14 protein-coding genes are annotated in these 18,751 nt (G+C 37.2%); 1 reads left to right on the forward strand and 13 read right to left on the reverse strand.

From position 1 onward, the window contains the following. Positions 1 to 11: 11 nt before the first annotated feature. The 5 genes from GOQ16_RS10475 to argS all read right to left on the reverse strand — a co-directional run bounded on the left by GOQ16_RS10475 (position 12) and on the right by argS (position 5,850). Positions 12 to 824 carry a hypothetical protein gene (locus GOQ16_RS10475; protein WP_160069231.1) on the reverse strand — a complete coding sequence of 271 codons (813 nt, stop codon included), beginning with the start codon at positions 822 to 824 and terminating at the stop codon, positions 12 to 14. Between the two features lie 65 nt (positions 825 to 889). Further along, positions 890 to 1,294 carry a response regulator gene (locus tag GOQ16_RS10480; RefSeq protein ID WP_160069232.1) on the reverse strand — a complete coding sequence of 135 codons (405 nt, stop codon included), beginning with the start codon at positions 1,292 to 1,294 and terminating at the stop codon, positions 890 to 892. A 279-nt stretch (positions 1,295 to 1,573) separates the two neighbouring features. Beyond that, positions 1,574 to 2,773 carry a BaiN/RdsA family NAD(P)/FAD-dependent oxidoreductase gene (locus GOQ16_RS10485; protein ID WP_160069253.1) on the reverse strand — a complete coding sequence of 400 codons (1,200 nt, stop codon included), beginning with the start codon at positions 2,771 to 2,773 and terminating at the stop codon, positions 1,574 to 1,576. A 100-nt stretch (positions 2,774 to 2,873) separates the two neighbouring features. Beyond that, the gene (locus GOQ16_RS10490) at positions 2,874 to 3,956 is read right to left on the reverse strand and encodes a Gfo/Idh/MocA family oxidoreductase (protein ID WP_160069233.1); all 1,083 of its coding nucleotides are present in this window, start codon (positions 3,954 to 3,956) and stop codon (positions 2,874 to 2,876) included. Between the two features lie 109 nt (positions 3,957 to 4,065). Further along, positions 4,066 to 5,850 (reverse strand): arginine--tRNA ligase, encoded by a 1,785-nt coding sequence (gene argS / locus GOQ16_RS10495; RefSeq protein WP_160069234.1) that lies wholly within the window; start codon positions 5,848 to 5,850, stop codon positions 4,066 to 4,068. A gap of 108 nt (positions 5,851 to 5,958) precedes the next feature. Here argS and GOQ16_RS10500 point away from each other — a divergent pair, with 108 nt between their 5' ends. Next, positions 5,959 to 7,350, forward strand: a complete 1,392-nt coding sequence (locus GOQ16_RS10500; protein ID WP_160069235.1) for a type III PLP-dependent enzyme domain-containing protein — start codon at positions 5,959 to 5,961, stop codon at positions 7,348 to 7,350. A 67-nt stretch (positions 7,351 to 7,417) separates the two neighbouring features. On the opposite strand, the gene GOQ16_RS10505 is transcribed toward GOQ16_RS10500, so the two are convergent. The 8 genes from GOQ16_RS10505 to GOQ16_RS10540 form a co-directional block, all read right to left on the reverse strand. Further along, positions 7,418 to 8,578 (reverse strand): sialidase family protein, encoded by a 1,161-nt coding sequence (locus GOQ16_RS10505; RefSeq protein ID WP_160069236.1) that lies wholly within the window; start codon positions 8,576 to 8,578, stop codon positions 7,418 to 7,420. A gap of 21 nt (positions 8,579 to 8,599) precedes the next feature. Continuing rightward, positions 8,600 to 10,555: a family 20 glycosylhydrolase gene (locus GOQ16_RS10510; protein WP_160069237.1), complete on the reverse strand. Its 1,956-nt coding sequence runs from the start codon at positions 10,553 to 10,555 to the stop codon at positions 8,600 to 8,602. After that, positions 10,503 to 11,735, reverse strand: coding sequence for an AGE family epimerase/isomerase (locus GOQ16_RS10515; RefSeq protein ID WP_160069238.1), 1,233 nt, complete (start codon positions 11,733 to 11,735; stop codon positions 10,503 to 10,505). The genes GOQ16_RS10510 and GOQ16_RS10515 overlap by 53 nt, the downstream gene beginning before the upstream one ends. Before the next feature lies 1 nt (position 11,736). Further along, positions 11,737 to 13,806 (reverse strand): GDSL-type esterase/lipase family protein, encoded by a 2,070-nt coding sequence (locus tag GOQ16_RS10520; RefSeq protein WP_160069239.1) that lies wholly within the window; start codon positions 13,804 to 13,806, stop codon positions 11,737 to 11,739. Continuing rightward, complete coding sequence (locus tag GOQ16_RS10525; RefSeq protein ID WP_160069240.1) at positions 13,790 to 15,016, reverse strand: MFS transporter; 1,227 nt, start codon at positions 15,014 to 15,016, stop codon at positions 13,790 to 13,792. Before GOQ16_RS10525 ends, GOQ16_RS10520 begins: the two co-directional genes overlap by 17 nt. 21 nt (positions 15,017 to 15,037) lie before the next feature. Further along, on the reverse strand, positions 15,038 to 16,162 hold the full coding sequence (locus GOQ16_RS10530; RefSeq protein WP_160069241.1) for a hypothetical protein: 1,125 nt from the start codon (positions 16,160 to 16,162) through the stop codon (positions 15,038 to 15,040). Beyond that, the gene (locus tag GOQ16_RS10535) at positions 16,162 to 17,085 is read right to left on the reverse strand and encodes a dihydrodipicolinate synthase family protein (protein WP_160069242.1); all 924 of its coding nucleotides are present in this window, start codon (positions 17,083 to 17,085) and stop codon (positions 16,162 to 16,164) included. Before GOQ16_RS10535 ends, GOQ16_RS10530 begins: the two co-directional genes overlap by 1 nt. A gap of 79 nt (positions 17,086 to 17,164) precedes the next feature. Beyond that, a complete protein-coding gene (locus GOQ16_RS10540) occupies positions 17,165 to 18,742 on the reverse strand; it encodes a RagB/SusD family nutrient uptake outer membrane protein (RefSeq protein ID WP_160069243.1) in 1,578 nt (525 codons plus the stop codon). Between the last annotated feature and the right edge of the window lie 9 nt (positions 18,743 to 18,751).

The following is an 18,751-nucleotide window of genomic DNA, read 5'->3' on the forward strand; positions in this document are numbered from 1 at the left end:
TCAAAACTCCTTTACATTATTTGTATATCACTATCATCTAGATCCTTGTCCAACTTTGTTCTTTTAGGTAGATTTGCAATAATTTCATTTAAGTTCCATTGACCTTTAAAATCTAACTCTAATTGGTATTGGATTTCTATCTCTTTAGAACGTAGTACTTCAATCCTCGTGCAGTTCAAATTATTACGCAAATCCAAAATTGCATTCTTATCCTCATCAGAAGCTAAACCCAATGTGGTAATGTCCTCTAATACCATAGTAGTAGCCAAAAGATCTAATTTGGGATAGTAAAATGTACCATTATTTCCGATACTCGTCTCTTGTCTATATCCTACACTTTTCGTTAAGTTAATCGTATAGGGAGCACATAGCGCAAATAAAGATTTGATTCCAATTTGCTCAGATATAGCAATTGCAGCTCTAGTAAGGAAAATACTTCCGATACCGTATCCTGCAATTTCCCTTGAATTCCAAAGACCACAACCTTCACCTGTTCCTTCTTGCGCATATTCCCACACCAAATCAAAAATCTTTGGGTCTAATTTCCCAGTTGCCTCTTCAATAGGAAGAGGTTGTGTGCCACCGGCTACATGAATACGAGCGCCACCATACACATTCTCTCCATCCAAAGATTCTACTATCAAGACAAATGCTGCAGGATTATACATCCAATCATTTTTGGAGGAGGTAACTTTTTTTACACCTATTGCAGTAAGTACATGTTCATGCCCTGCAATAAAACGTTCACAAGTTTTTGGATCGTCTATGGCTCTAAAAGCCCTTAATCGAACGACTGGTCTTCCCTCTTTAAAAACTAATGCCACTGTAAATATTTAATAAGGTGTATATATTGATTTGTAATTAAACTAAAGCAACTACTATTCATGGATTAAGTTATATTCTGATTATACTCATCCAATAATTTATAAATGCCTTCTCTGTCTATTGGTTTTATAATGTATTCTTTGATAAACTGATATTCCTGTAATTTCCCTAAGTCTAATGAACTCTTGGAAGAACTAACAATGTATATTGTAGTGGTATGAATAAAATCAAAATTATTAACAACCAGATTTTCGATCAATTCCCATCCATTCATAAATGGCATATTGATATCAACAAAAAGCATATCTGGAAACAAATTGGGAGTATCCTTAATAGATGAAAAATGATCCCAAGCGGCTTTACCATTCGAAAAAATTTCGACGTCTATTTCTCTAGAAGGATAATCTTCCAAAAATTTTTTGAATAAGAAACAGAAGATAGCATTATCTTCTACTAGCGTTACGCGCATAGGATTCATAGGTAATAAACACCAAATGTGTTCTAAAATATGTGAGTATCATACCATAATTAGCAATGATAACGTTGTCATCATTAAATAATAATCAGCACGTTAATACCAATAAAATTCTAGAATACAAAAGGTTAGATTGAAAAGACTACACAAAAATAATCTTAAAATTGTTTTTCATATCAAATATAACTAATCTTCGAATATCAAAATTAGTTTCACGCAAAATACAAAAACTTTTTATATCCGCATAACTTAACAAAAACATTAAAAAGTAATTTATATATCTTGCGAAATAGCATATCCAGCAGCCCAAGCCCATTGAAAGTTGTAGCCGCCCAGCCAACCTGTGATGTCTACTGCTTCGCCACCAAAATACAAACCCGGATTTTTCTTTGATTCTAAAGTTTTAGGATTTAGCTCAGTGGTGGAAATCCCTCCACGCATAACTTCCGCTTTATCGTAACCTTTATCCCCAGCAGGTTTGACTTTGAACTTATGAATATTTTCGATTATTAATTTGGCATCAACCTTACTTAATGAAGCAATTTTTACATCCAATGGCAAGAATTTACCTAAAGCATCAACCATTTTTCTAGTAAAAAAATCGTTTAACATCTGTCCAACAAGACGCTTTCCACCATTATTACGTTCTTGCTTGATAACATCCTCCAATTTGAATTTTGGCAACAAGTCGATGGTAAAGGTTTCTCCAGCTTTCCAATAAGATGAAATCTGCAAAATAGCGGGTCCGCTCAACCCCCAATGGGTGAATAGAATATTCTCTTCGAAGGAGATTTTGTCATTATAAACCCGCGCAAAGACCGAATTTCCAGAAAGTGAAGCATACCAGTCTGCATTTTTCCCTGTGATGGTCAATGGTACCAAAGCGGGTGCAGTTTGTACAATTTCAAGATTAAATTGACGCGCTACGCGCAATGCAAAATCCGAAGCACCTAATTTGTGCACAGGCAAACCACCAGAGGCAAAAACTACTTTTTGAGCTGTTAATTTTTCTTCTTTACCATTACGAATAATGGAAAGCTCATATCCTTGATCAACTTTATCGACAGCTTTGACTAAGGTATTAAGCCACAAATCTTGTCCTGTTTCGTATAACAACTTGGTAAACGTTGCTACAATATCTTTTGCTTTATTTGTCGTAGGAAATAGTTGACCCAAAGTTTTTTCCTGTGGTTTTATTCCACCAAAATTTTCAAAAAACTGAATGGTGTCTTCTACTGTCCATTGCGAAAAAACAGCATTCAAAAATTTGGGATTTTCGGAAACGAAATTTTCTATAGAAGTTCCAAGGTTGGTATAATTACAACGTCCTCCTCCGGAGATGAGAATTTTAGCGCCAGGCTTATCATTTCCTTCAAGAACCAATGTCTTCTTCCCTAACAAACCTGCCTGCGCAGCACACATCAATCCACACGCTCCAGCTCCAATAATTATTGCATCGTAATTCGCCACTATGTTTTCTACTTAGAATGCCAAAGATAGGTCGTCTTGCCAAATATGACAAGTTTATAGAAATGAAAAATCCCGAAGCATCTTTAACTTCGGGATTTCATCTTTAATATTTTGAAGAAATAAGCTCTCCTTCTACAGTTACTGTTCGTCTTTCTCGAGAGGAGATATCTCCCAATTCAAGAATACGGATTACATCGCGGGCTTCTTCTGGCTTGATGAATAATGCTTCCTCACCACGCAATGTCGCAACAATATTTTTATAAAAATCCTGTCCCGTACCGATCTCACTTAAAACATACTCGTGCACATCTTCTCCATTTTCTAATAGGGAAAGTGAACCTTGTATTTCTGCAGATTCCACACCCCAGTCTGCTTTAGACTCCGGGCGAACGCCTGCACGAAGCAAATTTTCCTGTGGATCAACTCCTTTTTTCACAAAAGAACCATTCATCCCATAAATAGCAAATCTTGGAGTTGGCTCTTTCGCTAGCATTTGACCTCTTAAAATAACTTTAAGACGCGGATAAGACAATATGTATTCGAAATCATCGATTGCTTCTGCGCCATCACGTTGTACGCGTAAATCCGCAAAAACATACTCTGGATGCCCGAATAATTGCAAAGCTTGATCGATCAAATGTGCACCCAAATCAAAATGAATTCCAGAACCTGGACCTGCTTGTTCACGCCATGCTCCTTCTCTCAAAAAATTACGAAAACGATCAAATCGTGCTTCATAACTTACTACTCTGCCTAATCTTCCCTCAGCAAGTAGACGTTTCACAGTTTTGAAATCCGAATGAAAGCGTGCATTGTGATGTACAGATAATAACAAGCCTTTGGCTTTAGCTAGTTCAATTAATTCATCCGCTTCGACTGTGGTATTCGTAAAAGGCTTTTCGACGATGACATGCTTTCCAGCTTCCAAAGCTTGCTTGGTCAGACTGTAATGCACATCATTGGACGTTGCTACCACTACAATATCCACTTCAGAATCATTGATTATTTCATCTGCCGAAAGGACGCCAATAGCTTCTGGATAGCGTTCAGCTAACATTTTTTGTTGCTCTTCTTTACGAGCGGTAACCTTATATAATTCTAAATCTGGATTACTTGCAATAAATGGTGCATGAAATACATGTCCACCAATTGAAAACCCTATTAAACCTACTTTGTATCTCTTCATAGTTTTATTCTGGTGCATATAAGATGCCAAATATACTTAGGTATTAGCGCAAAAAAAATAATCTAACCAAAATGGTTAGATTATTTCTCAATTATATCTTGAATAGTTATTACATTCTTTCAGGAACCTGGATTCCTAATAAACGCATAGATCTTGCAATAATTTTAGCTGCTGCAGCGGACAAATGTAAGCGAAAAGTTTTTACATCTGCATCTTCTGCTTTTAAAATCGTTTCTTCGTGATAGAATTTGTTGTACAATTTGGCAATCTCATAAGCATAATTTGCTAATTGTGCAGGACTAAACTCTTTTGCCGCGATTTCAATTACACTTGGGAATTGTCCCAAAGCCTGAATCAAATCACGTTCGTACGATGAAATATTAGGAGGAATAGCTATTGCTGCATCAGAATTAAATTCAGCTTTGCGCAATACTGACTTGATACGAGCGTGCGTATATTGAATAAATGGTCCTGTATGACCTTGGAAATCCACGGATTCGTTCGGATCAAATAACAATCGTTTTTTAGGATCAACTTTCAACAAGAAATATTTCAAAGCTCCCATGCCGATTGTATCGTAAAGTGCTGCCTTTTGTTCTTCAGAAAAATCTTCAGTTTTTCCTAATTCTTCAGTACGTGATTTAGCCGTCTCCACCATTTCAGCCATCAAATCATCGGCATCTACGACTGTTCCTTCGCGCGATTTCATCTTTCCAGAGGGTAAATCCACCATACCATATGATAAATGGAATAAACCATCTGCCCAAGATTTGCCTAGTTTTTTTAGAATAGTAAACAACACTTTGAAGTGGTAATCTTGTTCATTACCTACTACATAAATAGACTCACTCATTCCGAATTCGTCGTATTTTAATTGTGCTGTACCCAAATCTTGTGTGATGTAAACGGATGTTCCATCACCGCGCAACACCAATTTTTGGTCTAAACCTTCATCCGTCAAATCAATCCACACCGAGTTGTCTTCTTTTTTGAAGAAAACACCGCTGTCCAGACCTTCTTGGATAATATCTTTGCCTAATAAATAGGTGTTTGATTCGTAATAAAATTTATCAAAATCAACGCCCAATTGCTTGTATGTTTTCTCAAAACCTGCATACACCCAACCGTTCATTTTCGACCAAAGCGCGATTACTTCTTCATTTCCAGCTTCCCATTGACGCAACATTTCTTGCGTCTCCAACATCAAAGGCGCATTTTTCTTCGCCTCGTCTTCCGTTTGACCTTCCGCTTTTAAAGCTTCGATTTCTTTTTTGTATTCTTTATCGAAGACTACATAATATTTACCCACTAAATGATCACCTTTCAAGCCTGAAGATTCTGGTGTTTCACCATTTCCGAACTTCTGCCAAGCCAACATCGACTTACAAATATGCACACCACGGTCGTTTACCAAATTTGCTTTGATAATATCATAACCGTAAGCTTTCAAAATCTCTGCTACCGAATAGCCTAACAGATTGTTGCGGATATGACCCAAGTGCAATGGTTTATTAGTATTAGGTGAAGAATATTCCACCATCAATTTTTTACCATTTGCAGGAAATTGACCAAAATTTTCAGCAGCAATAGTCTCATTCAACAAAGCAATCCAATACGAATCCGATAATGAGATATTCAAAAATCCCTTTATCACATTAAAAGCCGAAATAGCTTCAATATTTTGTTGCAAATACTCCCCTATTTCTGTACCTGTTTGCTCTGGTGATTTTTTAGAGAAGCGAGTTACGGGAAAAGTAACGATAGTAATTTGACCTTCAAATTCTTTTCTTGTCTCTTGCAGAGAAATTTGCGATTCTGGAATATCAGCACCATAAAGCGCTTTGACAGCGGCAACAGTTTGTTGAACTAGTGTATCTTGTATCGAATTCGTCATGTAATTATTGCGTAATAATTCTATCTTTCTGATAATGAACGGGAAAAATAACACCCAATGTATTTAGGTATTCATTATGAAAGTATATCTTTGCAAAAATAATAAAAAATGCAGAGCTATCAGGAATTTCTTGACTTAAGTGTTGGTTTTCCCCAAGACGGATTCGAAATCATCGACGACGAATTGTATTTCCACGATTTGAATTTGATGGAAATGATTGAAACGTATGGCACGCCATTGCGTTTTACGTACCTACCTATTGTCAGCAAAAAAATACAACAAGCGAAAATCTTGTTTCAAACCGCGATTTTGAAACACAACTATCGCGGTTCGTATAAGTATTGTTATTGTACAAAGTCGTCGCACTTCAAACACATCGTAGAAGAAGCGTTGAAAAATGATATCCACTTGGAGACTTCATCTGCATTTGATATGCCGATGATTGATTCATTGGAGCGTCAGGGCACGGTAACGAAAGACATTACGGTGATTTGTAATGGTTTCAAAACGTATCAATACAAACAGTACATCATAGATATGATCCATGATGGCTACACGAATATCATTCCTGTATTGGATAACAAGGAAGAATTCAATTTGTATGATGATGAAATTGAATTGGATGAGCCATGTGCTTTGGGTATTCGTATTGCTTCAGAAGAGCAGCCTGATTCCCAATTTTATACGTCTCGTTTAGGTATTCGTCAGGAGGACGTTATTGATTTTTACAACAACAAAATCGCGGATAACCCGAACTTCAAAGTTAAGTTATTACACTTCTTTATCAATTCTGGTATCTCGGATACGCCGTATTACTGGAATGAGTTGGAGAAATATGTGACGCTTTACTGTAAATTCAAGAAAATCAATTCAGATTTGGATACATTGGATATTGGCGGTGGTATGCCTTTCAAAGATTCATTGGTTCATGATTTTGATTATGAATACATGGTCAATGAAATTGTAAACCGTATCAAACAAATCTGTGCGCACCACGAAGTAATGGAACCAGATATCATTACGGAATTTGGTAAATATACAGTTGCTGAGGCTTCAGGTATCTTGTACAAAGTACTGGGTCGTAAACAACAAAATGACCGTGAAAGATGGTTTATGATTGATGGTTCATTCATCACGAACTTACCGGACGTATGGGCATTGAACCAAAAATATATTTTGCTACCAATCAACAATTGGGATTCAGAATACGAACGCGTAAACTTAGGTGGTATTACTTGCGATGGTCAAGATTACTACAATCAAGAAGCACACATGAACTCGGTATTTATGCCTAAAACACGTAAAGTACAGTACTTGGGATTTTTTCATACAGGGGCTTACCAAGATGTATTGTCAGGTTATGGTGGTATTCACCACTGTTTGTTGCCTTCTCCTAAGCACGTATTGATACGTCGCAACAGAGACGAAACTTTCAACTATGAAGTTTTCGGTGAAGAGCAAAACTCGAAACAAGTAATGAAACTATTGGGCTACCAATAGAAAATATAAACGAAACGCTGTTCCTATCGAACAGCGTTTTTGGTTTATGACTAATGGAAAACTTAGACTATTTAATTGCGACAGGTACAAATACGATTTCTTTGTAACCATCTTTTTCATACAATACACCGATTGAGTTTTTCTTTACTAATACAATATCACTATAGGCTGCGTATGCCCCACCTTTATAACCTTCTGGACTTTTAGCCACAACTTTGTTGAAGTACCAAGTTTTACCTTGATCCTTCGATAAACGCAAAGTCAGGTTATCTCTTTTACTTTGATCAGCTGCATTACTATGCGCTAATATAAATTTCTTTCCTTTTTTCCACGACAACACCGATGCTTGATTTATAGGATCAGGAAGGTTAGCATCTGGTTCTGAAGAAACCCAAGTTTGACCACCATCGTTAGAAACCGAAATCACTCTTTGTTTTGGTGTCAATTGTTGATTACGCGAAGTCATATAGACCGAATTCTCGCCAATTTGAGCAGCTAATGATTCGTTTGTCCCTGGATAAGGAACTTTCTCACTCAACTTGAATGTCTTTCCGTGATCGTCCGAGTAATAAGCGTGCGCATTCCAATCTTTATTTTGCGGCTGTGGATCTCCAGCATTGTGGTTTCCTGCTATATAAATTCTACCTTTATTCGGTCCAGATACAAATTGAAAACCATGACCGGGTGTATTCGCATAGGTTCGCCAATCTTCTTTAAAATTATACGCTGGATTAATTTGCGGTTGTTTAGGACGGTGTGCTTGAGTCGTAATATTCACCGCTTCTGACCACGTTTTTCCAGCATCTGATGATACTTTGTACCACACTTCACGCAAACCTTTGCCTTTACGAACGTCACCTTCGTGATCGTTTCCTGTGTTGTAAAATAAGAAAAGTCGACCTTGTGGATAAGCAGGATCCAATAAATCAACTACAGGAGCTGGATTACCAGCTTGCAATTTGTCATAATCTACCGCCACTTGCAATGTTCCCCAAGTTTTACCGCCATCTTTACTGATTTTGTAGACAATATCCACATTACCAAAATCACCAGCGTGATCTACACGTCCTTCAGAAAAAGCAATTAACTCACCAGATTTTCCCTTCACGATAGCTGGAATACGGTAACTTGCATAGCCGTCTTCACCAGATTTAAAAACGGTTACTTCTTGTGCCATTAGCACAAAAGAAGCCGTGATTGCACAAAAACTTAAAAATAGTTTCTTCATAGTATTTATAATGTTTATTTTTTATTTCTTTTCTACTGGAACAAACGTAAACATCCATTTGGATGGATTGTCCCATGTTCTACCTCTAAATTCTGCTACTGGAAGTTTTAATAACACCTCATTCCAACCTTTTTTTAACGTAATCATTGTCGGAGCTCGATAAGAATAACCTTCATCAACTAAAGGAACTTCTGATTGCCCTTGCTGACCTGCATTTTGCCATTTCGGCGGCGTAATACGAACACCATTCACATAGGCTTGACTACCCTTATTATCCCAATTGCCCAGTTCTGGTGTATCGGTCAAATAAGACCTCGAGAAATTATTAAAATCAATCCAGAAAGGCTTTATTCCGTTAGCATCAGACCAAATTTTTGTACGAGCGTAATAAGTAGTATTCTTTATTGGATTGGAAATTGCTCCTTCAATTATATCACCAAACCAGTGCTTCAAAATAACAGTCCCTCCTTCTACGACTTTGGTAACCTCATGTTGTGCAAACGGATTTTTTTCTATTGCAAAACTTTTATTTACATCACCTAAATTATCAAAAGGCCCAATTAATTCCCATTTGGTTCCTAATTGCGAAACATACGGAAATGGCTTTTCTGCAAAATACAACTTCTTATGACTTAATAGACGTTTTTCAAAATCTACAAAATCACCATAGTCCGAATCTTCCGAAGGAACAATATTAGCCATCCATCCTGCTCGACCTCCACCTTGCCAAATGCGCTCGGCGAAAGTTAAAATAGCCGGATAAATAGCACTGTGGTAAAACATATCAATTGGTTTTTCCACAGCACGATCTGGCCATGAACACAAAGTCGCTCCAATGAAGTTCTTATGTTCCTTATCGACTTCACCAATTTTACGGTGAAATAATGTAGTCACTGTTTCCAAAGGATCCATATGATTGATGTAAAAATGCTTGGATTCGATGTATATTTTATCGCCTTTTTCCTCGACCAATTTTGGTCCGCCCATCCACATTTGGCGAATAGTCTGCGGCTCCAAATTACTTCCAGGATCCCAACCAATTGTCTTCTTATACCCTAAATTCTCAACAAACTTTGTGATTTCAGGCATGAAATTTTTATTCGTAATCTTCACTTCATCCCCGCCGATATGGATGACATCTAATTCAGGAAAGTTCTGACGAAATTCGGTTAACAATTCCTTGATGTATATCATTCCAGAATCCGATTGCATATCCACGCCAAAGAATCTTTTGAAGGCAGCACTATGGCCCGGCATATCTATCTCTGGTAGAAACGTAATATGACTTTCTTTACAATATTGGATTAAATCTTTGAAATCTTGCTTCGAGTAATAATGACCTTTCCATCGTGTCATTACTAAAGCATCTGTCAAACCTGGATATTTGTCACTCGCCAAGCGCCAAGCTATATCTTCAGTAAAATGAAAATGTAGCACGTTCAACTTGTATTGTGCCATGACATCGATTTGCTCTTTGATCATATCTACAGGTTGAAAATTACGACCGACATCAATCAAATAAGCACGCCATGAAAACGCAGGCTCATCTTGAATGCTAGCAAATTGAATCTTATGATTCAATACCGAAAATTGCTTTAAGGTTTGAAGTCCATAAAATATTCCAGCAGCAGTTTTTGCCGTAATATTAATCTCGTTACTGTTAATTAGTAAGTTATAGGCTTCATTTTTACCTTTTAAATTAGGTTGAATATTTAAAGTAACTGTTGGAATTCGTTTTTTAAGCGGTTTATTTACAATATTAATACCCCAAGATTTAAAAATATTCTTCAGAGTTTCGTACTCAGACGTAAGCGTTGAATTGGTCCTTTTAATGTAAACACCATTACTCAAATCGAAGTTTTCTTGTCCCCAAACAGCATGAATAGGCTTGGGGATAATGTTATCTTGTGCTTTTGCAACTCTACTAGTTGCCGTCCAAACAATTACTAGTACAAGTAGATTTATTGCTTTTATCATTATTCAAATATTTCTTTAATAGCATATAACAATACCATTCCTGACGAGGCAAATGAAATGGGCCTTTAAATAAATTTCCTTTAGCAGTTTGCGCTACGGAACCATCTCTATGCAAATAGCCAAACCATTCGCCATTTTCTTTATCATGAAAATGTTTATAGGCGTATTCGTGGATTTGTTTGTGCATTACTGCATATTTTTCATCCTTTGTGATTTCATAAGCCAATAAAGTTGCGATGATAGTTTCATTCTGTGGCCACCAGAATTTCATGTCTTGCCAATATTCCTGCACTGGTTTATCATACACATCTTTGAAATATAAAATACCACCATGCTCAGCGTCCCAGCCTCGCTCCCACATGTAATCCAGCATACGACAGCCAAGATCAATTAACTTCATATCGCTTTTTCGATGTTTTGCCTCATGAAGGATAAACCAAGCGCCTTCTATTGCATGCCCTGGATTTAATGTACGTGCATCGATATGATCAATTATTTCCCCATCTAACCCCACTTGTTCCATCACACAACGGATATCATCTTTTACAAAGTATTTTTCGATACGTTCGATACAGTACGTTATTGTCTCCTCACAGCGATCATCACCTATTGATTCGCGGAGTTGCTGTGCTGTATTCAACATAATCATTGGAATACCTATCCCTTGAGTCGGTCTAGTTGATTCAAATTTAGGTTCCATTTGCTTTTCGCCGTATAGGTAAGAAAGACAAGTTCCGAAAATTTCTCGCGCCAAATCAGCCGCTTCTTCATTTCCTGAAGCTTTAGCGTATGCTGCAAATGCAATGACCGCGAATGTTTCGGAGAAAAAATATCGACGCATGCGTATTGGATTTCCTTCTCTATCCACGTGAAAATACATTTTTCCGTTCTCGGCAAAACACTTGTTTTTCAAAAACTCATAACCAATTTTCGCACCATCCAACCATGCTTGTTTTGGTTCAACTGTGTTATACAAAGTAGCTAGCAACCAACATGCACGCCCTTGAATCCAAACCGCTTTGTCTGTATCGATCAAGGATCCATCTGCATCGCGCATAAGCAGATATCCTCCATGTTCCAAATCATACGAACGTGGAAACCAAAATGGAACGGTATCTTCAAGAAGTTGGCTTTGGTAAAACTTTGCCAAATCTTTTAAATGTTCATCTGTATATTTCATCTCAATCAATTTTTAAATTAAAGGTGGACACAGGTACTGCTGTATCACTTATTAAATTTCCAGTTGTAAATGGCGAATAGCCATATTGGATGTTAATCACATCGTTTAGAATGGGAATTCTCAATGTATTGCCTTCTACACGTGCCGAGCGAACCTCAAGTATATTACCGTCAACTTTAAAAAGTTGTAAATCATTGATAGAATCACCATTTGAAAGTTTTAAAGTCTTACAATGATTAAATTCAATAATAATTTCGTTGTCAGCTTTTCTATACGAAATAGGCTGAGGCGAATCAGCAACAATATTTTCATGGTAAGTATGCTGACGTATCAAATTGGTTAATCGCTTTCCAATTACTAATTTATTCTTCGGATGCACGTCTGTCAGATGCCCAACGTCAGAACTAATTGCCATATAGCAATTAGAAATATCATTACTAAGCAAACGTTGTGAATCACGAAATACCGACCAAGAAGGTCTATTCATACTAGAGAGTTGCACAAAATAAAATGGCAAATCAGTCTGAAAAGTTTTACGCCATGATTCTACCATTGTCTTGAACAAGTATGCATGATGCTCTATATTGTGCGCATTGCTCTCACCTTGATACCACATTACAGCATTGATTTTTGTATCCTTCCATTTAGAAATTCCAGCTTCAAAATTGTAAGCCGGATCGTAAGGGTGACGCTGATGTTTCCTATTCGAAGCCTCCATATTTTTAGCGCCACGTTCGCGACAAAAGTCTTGCACAAAATCAGAAGTTTTCCAAGTATGAATATAAGTCGCAAGTAGATTGTCATGCTCTAAAACCGATCGTGGAATCCAAGACTCTGTATTAGATCCTCCTACCGAAATATCAATAATTCCAATGGGAACTTGCTGTGATTTATATAGCTCCAGAGCTGTCATATACGCTATTGCCGAAAAATTTTGTACAGCGTCTATAGAAGATTTTTGCCAATTTCCGGAGAAATATTGCAACTCATTAACTTTATCCAATTGCTCTGCATCCCAAACGATATTGGAGGTTTCAATCAAATTTTTATTCTTAAAAACTCTTATTTTTTCAAATGATTGCACCATATTCAAAATAGAATCCGCACCTAAAGCGTGTTGTAATTCAAAAGCCATATTTGACTGACCTGAAGACAAATAAACATCTCCAAATAACACATCAGTTAATTCAATTTTCGAATTCCTTGTGCGTACTTTGATGCTAAAAGGTCCTCCTGCCGATTGAGCAGGAAGATCTATTTCCCAATTCCCAATTCTATTAGAGATAGTGTGGTATTTTTTATTTTTGAATTCGATAGTTACAGTTTCATTTGCAGAAGCTTTGCCTATAATTTTATTGATTACTTCGCGTTGCAATACCATATGATTTCCAAATGTCTCATGCAGCGATAAGGCTTGCTGAATAGGTTTTATATATGGCGCAACATTTTCTGCGATTAATAGCGCTCCTCTACTATTTGGATGCAAATAATCATCAAATAGATCAATACGTGCTGCCAATACAGAATGATTATCAATCAATGTAGCATCCTGCGCTTTTGCTATTTGCGGAATCAATGCTTGAATTTGATCAAACCAATCTCGCGTTCCTGATAAAAATCGACGATGTCCACTAAAAATTGGTGTCATCGTACAGATGAATATTTCAACTTTTGGATTGATTTTCCTAAAATCATTTATAAGCTGACTATAATCACCTAAAAATTCATTCTTATAATTTGGCCAATTTCTCGGATCCGTATCATTCAAACCTAAAGCAATCACGATTACATCAGGTCCAAAAGATAAAGCCTTAGTATAAGCTTTGGTTTTGTGGTAAGGATTATGCCCCTTTCTTAACAATGTGGCACCGGAATGCCCGAAATTACCAACCACAAATCCTGATCCCAGCAACTTTTGCAATTGTGCTGGATAGTTAAGTGTCGAATCACTAATTCCATACCCTTCAGTGACCGAATCGCCAATACAAGCTACACGCTTTTGCGCTTTGATAGGTAAAACCAAAGAGCAAAAGCTAATTAAAAGCAAGGTGATTTTAACTAGGTTGCTCATTGTGTTTAGGACGTAAAACAGATAATTGTATAATCAATACTACAAACACAATAACAGCTAATAGCGCAAAATCAGAACCTAGATTACCTTCGTCAGCAGAAGCTCCCAGTAAATTAGTAATATATGCCCCAGCAAAGACGCCAACCATGTTCATAATCCCGTAAGCTGTCGCACGATATTTGGCAGATACAAATTGGCAAAGAATAGGCATATTATTCGCATCAAACATCCCAAAACCAAATCCAAACATCAGTCCTGCGCAAACAATTGCCCAAATCGTAGTCCCATAACCAATAAGAAATACTGCAGGAATTGTTAATGCCAAACCTATTGCGCTGGTATATATACGACCTCTAATATTTTTTTGAACCCACTTATCCGAAAGAATACCACCGAAAATTACGCCTACAAATGATGAAAATGCGATAGTAATAGTAGATAATGGACCTGCTTTTTCCATTGGAATATTAAGGTTGTCGGCAAATAATGTTGGCAACCAGTTTTTCGTAGCCCATCCAGGTAAACTTGGAACTGCGAAATACAAAAGGATTACCCAGAAAGCGATATTGCTAAATAGAATCGGTATTCCTTTCAACACGGAAGTGCGATCTTCGGTAACTTTTTCTGGTTTTACGCGAGCTTGTGTCTCGAAAAGTGTAAATACTAAAATTAATGCATAGACAATTCCCACTAGACCAAATAATATAAACGTATTCTGCCAAGAATAATTGGATGCAACAGTAGCTCCAAAACCTCCCAAAGCTTGTCCAAAATACAAGCCTGTCATATGAATACCTACAGCTAATGATCTGGATTTGTCACTGTGGTAATCCGCAATCAAGGATAATCCCGCTGGAATATAAATAGCCTCGCTCACGCCCATTACTGCACGCAGCGCATACAATTGGTCATACGATGTCGCATAGCCCATCAAAAGCGTGACACCAGACCATACGAATAGACTAGAAATAATCAACCATTTTCTATTCAATTTATCAGCCAAAACCCCAGCAACTGGACTCATACAGCCGTAGATCCATAAGAATACAGCCATTAGATTGCCAAATACCGCAGCACTTTCTAGCGACACAATATCCATCGCCATAGCTGGACGCATAGTTGATAAAATTTGCCTATCCATATAGTTGAGCAGTGCGACAAACCAAAGTAAGCCGACTACGACCCAAGGATATATTTTACTATTTTTCATAATCAAGGTTTATATGGTCTTTTATTTAATCTTACCCACTAAGATTTGATTGGTTCGAACTCCCGCTCGCACCTCACCGCTCGGAATAATTATGTTACCATTTTTGATAATTACTGTCGTGGTCACTGGACTTTCTCCTTGCAGTTTATTTGAAGATTTCCAAGTTTTGTCTGCTAAATTGTAAGTCCATACATTCGTAGAAAATCCTGGATGCGAACATTGCATATTATTCTTTTTCACTATAAGTTCAGTCTTTTTATTATCGTCAGATTCTAGATTTATAGCACCGATTAATTCTTCTACTTGATGAAAAGTGTGGGCATTATCGCCTCCTATCACTATCAGGTTGCCATTGTAATAACCTCCTGTTCCAGCTGCTAAAGTCTCTGGCAATCTATCTAAAAGTGTTATTTTTTTTGAAGACAGGTTTAATTCGAATACCTCATCGTACATATCGCTTTTAGCATTTGTATTCCTTTTGCGCCCACCTATGATATAGATATTTTCTTTTTCATCAGAAGTAATGACAGCATGAGTAAGAGGTTTTGCTAATTCAGCAAATACTTCCCAATTGGAATTAGCTTCCTCAAACTTTAATCTATATACTTTATCCGAAACTAAATCTGCATTCTCCCCGCCCACAAAATAAATGTAGTCATTTACACGAGTGACGCCACCATTGGTTAGTTGCTTTGGTAATGATGGTAACTGAACACGTTGAAAAGAATCATTCTCTAAAAAATACCGAAACACATCAGCAGTAGCTGTTCCATTTCTTTCCCCACCAACAGAATATATTGAATTTTCAATAGAAATATTAGCGGCATACGCCACACTGTCGCCAAATGACTGCGTATTAGAAACTGTAAAGCCATTATTGCGATCTTGAGTAAAGAGATAAACATCTTTGCTGTATGCCTTTTGACCTCCATCCCATGGCATTCCATTGGGAAAGTTTGCTCCGCCAGCTACTACCAATACATCTCCGATAATACCTGTAACTGGCCCTGCTACGCCAATGTGTTCCTGATTATCGACTCCCACAGGCAATTTGCCCGCAATGGTCCAATCTATTTCCAAATTAGTTTCCCTCATATCACATGCCGATACCACCACACAACAAAGTATCCAACCAAGACGACTCATTAGAATTTTGATTTAAAAGTTTCGAAGTCCAAAGTCGCAACATCATCTTTAAATTTTTCAAATGATTCTGCGCTCATATTTGCAATCGGCAGTCTAAATTCACCACAATCAACGCCAATCAATTTCATATATGCCTTGCCTGTAGCAATTCCACCATACTTACCCAACAAACGAATCATATCAATTGATTTTTGTTGTAAAGCATTTGCCTCTTGCAAATTACCCTCTTGATAAGCTTTCATTAGATCGTGGTATAATGGTGCAGCATAATTGTAGGTACTTCCAACTGCACCTGTACAACCTAAGACCAGTGATGACAACATATTCTCATCTCTACCCCAAAGCATATTGTATTTTCCATTCTCAAAGTTCATACACGACAAGAAATCCATAAAATCTTCGTGTGTATATTTTATTCCTGAGAAGGTTGTAATTTTTCCATCGATTTCTTTCAACAAATCATACATTGCATAATTGCCACCTGTTAACACAGGAATATGGTAATAATAGAATGCTGTATTCGGAGCTACGGATGCAATTTCTGCACAACATTTAGCTAATTGGACGACATTTGCAGGCTTAAAATAGTATGGCGATGTAAATGATATAGCGTCCGCACCAGCTTCTTCAGATATTCGAGCTAATTCTTTACATTCTTTGATATTGGTTCCCCCCAAAAACATCATCAACGCGAAATCTCCATCTTCTTTAGTTAGGCTTGTCCACGCTTTCAACACCTTAACTTTCTCATCGAAAGTCAAAGAAACACCTTCACCCGTAGAACCACATATAAATGCGCCAGTCACGCCGTTGGACTTAAGAAGTTGATAGTAAGAAGGAATTATATCCAAATTCAACTCTCCAACCTCATTCATTGGAGTAAACGGTGCTGCAATTAAGCCATCAATTTTTTTGTTATTCATATTTATTTAGTCTTTAACATATCTAAAGGCAATATGTCATACATAACAAATATATAACATACTGCCTAACTTACAAAGTTTACGTACCAGAATAACCTGGATTTTGGTCACCTGCTAATGTTGGGTCTGCCGCCATTGTACCAATATCGACTGGCCACAATATTTTGTGCATTTGTCCTTCGATATTATCCAATACACCCACTAATGGAATATCTTTACGAAATACTAAAGGTTGTCCATTTGCGTCTTGCATTCTTCTTAAGTCATACCAACGTTTACCTTCAAATACAAATTCCTTTGAACGTTCTCGAAATATTGCAAGCTCATTTGATTCGAAATTCCCATGTACAAACTGAGGTGCTGTTCCACTGTAAGCCCTATTACGTACGAGCATAATTTCATTGGTAGGATCTTCTCCCAATTTATTTTTGATTTCTGCTAATAATAGATGAGCGTCAGACAGTCTATAAACTGGATAATCATCGGCATAAGTACGCACGCCATTAACAAAAGTTCCTAAGAATTTACGCAATACAGCGGCGCGGTTAGCATCTTTATTGAGATTTAAAAATGTAGTGTTCTTACGTTGATCATTTTGATCATAAGTGTCATACAAATCGATTTTATACTCGTAACGTATCAGTGTTCCACTTGACGCAATCTGCAATGGATCATTCGATACTGCTACGCCATTGTGATCAACAAAGCCCGTTAAGTTATCAGATTGTTGATATATAAAATTGGCAACTAAGCCATTGGTCGCCTCACCTACCTGATAGCGAATTGCAAAAATAATCTCTGCGTTCCCTTTTGAAGCAGGAACACTGGATGAATTGAATACATTTGCAAAATTACTCTGCAAAGCAAATCGTGGTATTACATATTCCACCGCAGCTTTGGCTGTTTGTAAATCCGCAGATACATTTGAAGGTGCTGTTCCATCAATGTTTACCTTAGCTGACCACAAATAAACTTCTGTTTTTAGCATTTGTGTAGCTGCTAGCGACCATTGTCCTTTTTGTGCTTTGATCGTGTAATCGTTATTGAACGATTGTGTAGACTTATCAATATCTGCTTTGATAAAGTCTAAGGTTTCTTTTTCTGTTTTCGTTCTTGGGGTATAAGCCTCTTCAGCAGAGCTTGGTGTATTAATAGCAACTTTCGGTTCTGTAACAAGTGGCACTCGACCATACGTACGGAACAAATGAAAGTAATAAAAAGCACGCAATCCATATGCTTGACCTAAGAAATATCCCTTTTGGTCATCAGCTAGGTAGGTTGAATTCTCAACTTGATAGATAAAATTATTGATCTGAAAAATTTGAGAATATAAACCCGCCCAAGAACTGTATCCTGGTGAACTCTCACGGATATCTTGTGTGATTAGACCTTGTGAATTTAAAGTAGAAGTCCCCGTAAATCCAGTACCTGTTTTAAATGTTCCTCCTCTAATTTCTCCTAAATTCCATATGGTATTTTGAGCGCTTCGCAATTGTGCATGTAGACCAATCATTGCGCCATTTACTTGATCAGCATTTTTCCAAAAGCTTCCACTAGCGAAATAATCTTCAGGAGCAAGATCTAATTCAAATTGATTACAACTTGTGTTTATTAAAAATGCAGAAGCTATAGCTATTGATAAAAATATTTTTCTCATGGTAGTAAT

Source organism: Sphingobacterium bovisgrunnientis (assembly GCF_009829085.1).
Classification (GTDB): domain Bacteria; phylum Bacteroidota; class Bacteroidia; order Sphingobacteriales; family Sphingobacteriaceae; genus Sphingobacterium; species Sphingobacterium bovisgrunnientis.

Bases quoted from the DNA above. Each gene is read 5' to 3' on its own strand.
- GOQ16_RS10515 (WP_160069238.1), bottom strand. From the start codon at position 11,735: ATGAAATATACAGATGAACATTTAAAAGATTTGGCAAAGTTTTACCAA.
- GOQ16_RS10500 (WP_160069235.1), top strand. From the start codon at position 5,959: ATGCAGAGCTATCAGGAATTTCTTGACTTAAGTGTTGGTTTTCCCCAA.
- GOQ16_RS10525 (WP_160069240.1), bottom strand. From the start codon at position 15,016: ATGAAAAATAGTAAAATATATCCTTGGGTCGTAGTCGGCTTACTTTGG.
- GOQ16_RS10505 (WP_160069236.1), bottom strand. From the start codon at position 8,578: ATGAAGAAACTATTTTTAAGTTTTTGTGCAATCACGGCTTCTTTTGTG.
- GOQ16_RS10520 (WP_160069239.1), bottom strand. From the start codon at position 13,806: ATGAGCAACCTAGTTAAAATCACCTTGCTTTTAATTAGCTTTTGCTCT.
- GOQ16_RS10530 (WP_160069241.1), bottom strand. From the start codon at position 16,162: ATGAGTCGTCTTGGTTGGATACTTTGTTGTGTGGTGGTATCGGCATGT.
- GOQ16_RS10480 (WP_160069232.1), bottom strand. From the start codon at position 1,294: ATGCGCGTAACGCTAGTAGAAGATAATGCTATCTTCTGTTTCTTATTC.
- GOQ16_RS10510 (WP_160069237.1), bottom strand. From the start codon at position 10,555: ATGATAAAAGCAATAAATCTACTTGTACTAGTAATTGTTTGGACGGCA.
- GOQ16_RS10535 (WP_160069242.1), bottom strand. From the start codon at position 17,085: ATGAATAACAAAAAAATTGATGGCTTAATTGCAGCACCGTTTACTCCA.
- argS (WP_160069234.1), bottom strand. From the start codon at position 5,850: ATGACGAATTCGATACAAGATACACTAGTTCAACAAACTGTTGCCGCT.
- GOQ16_RS10540 (WP_160069243.1), bottom strand. From the start codon at position 18,742: ATGAGAAAAATATTTTTATCAATAGCTATAGCTTCTGCATTTTTAATA.
- GOQ16_RS10490 (WP_160069233.1), bottom strand. From the start codon at position 3,956: ATGAAGAGATACAAAGTAGGTTTAATAGGGTTTTCAATTGGTGGACAT.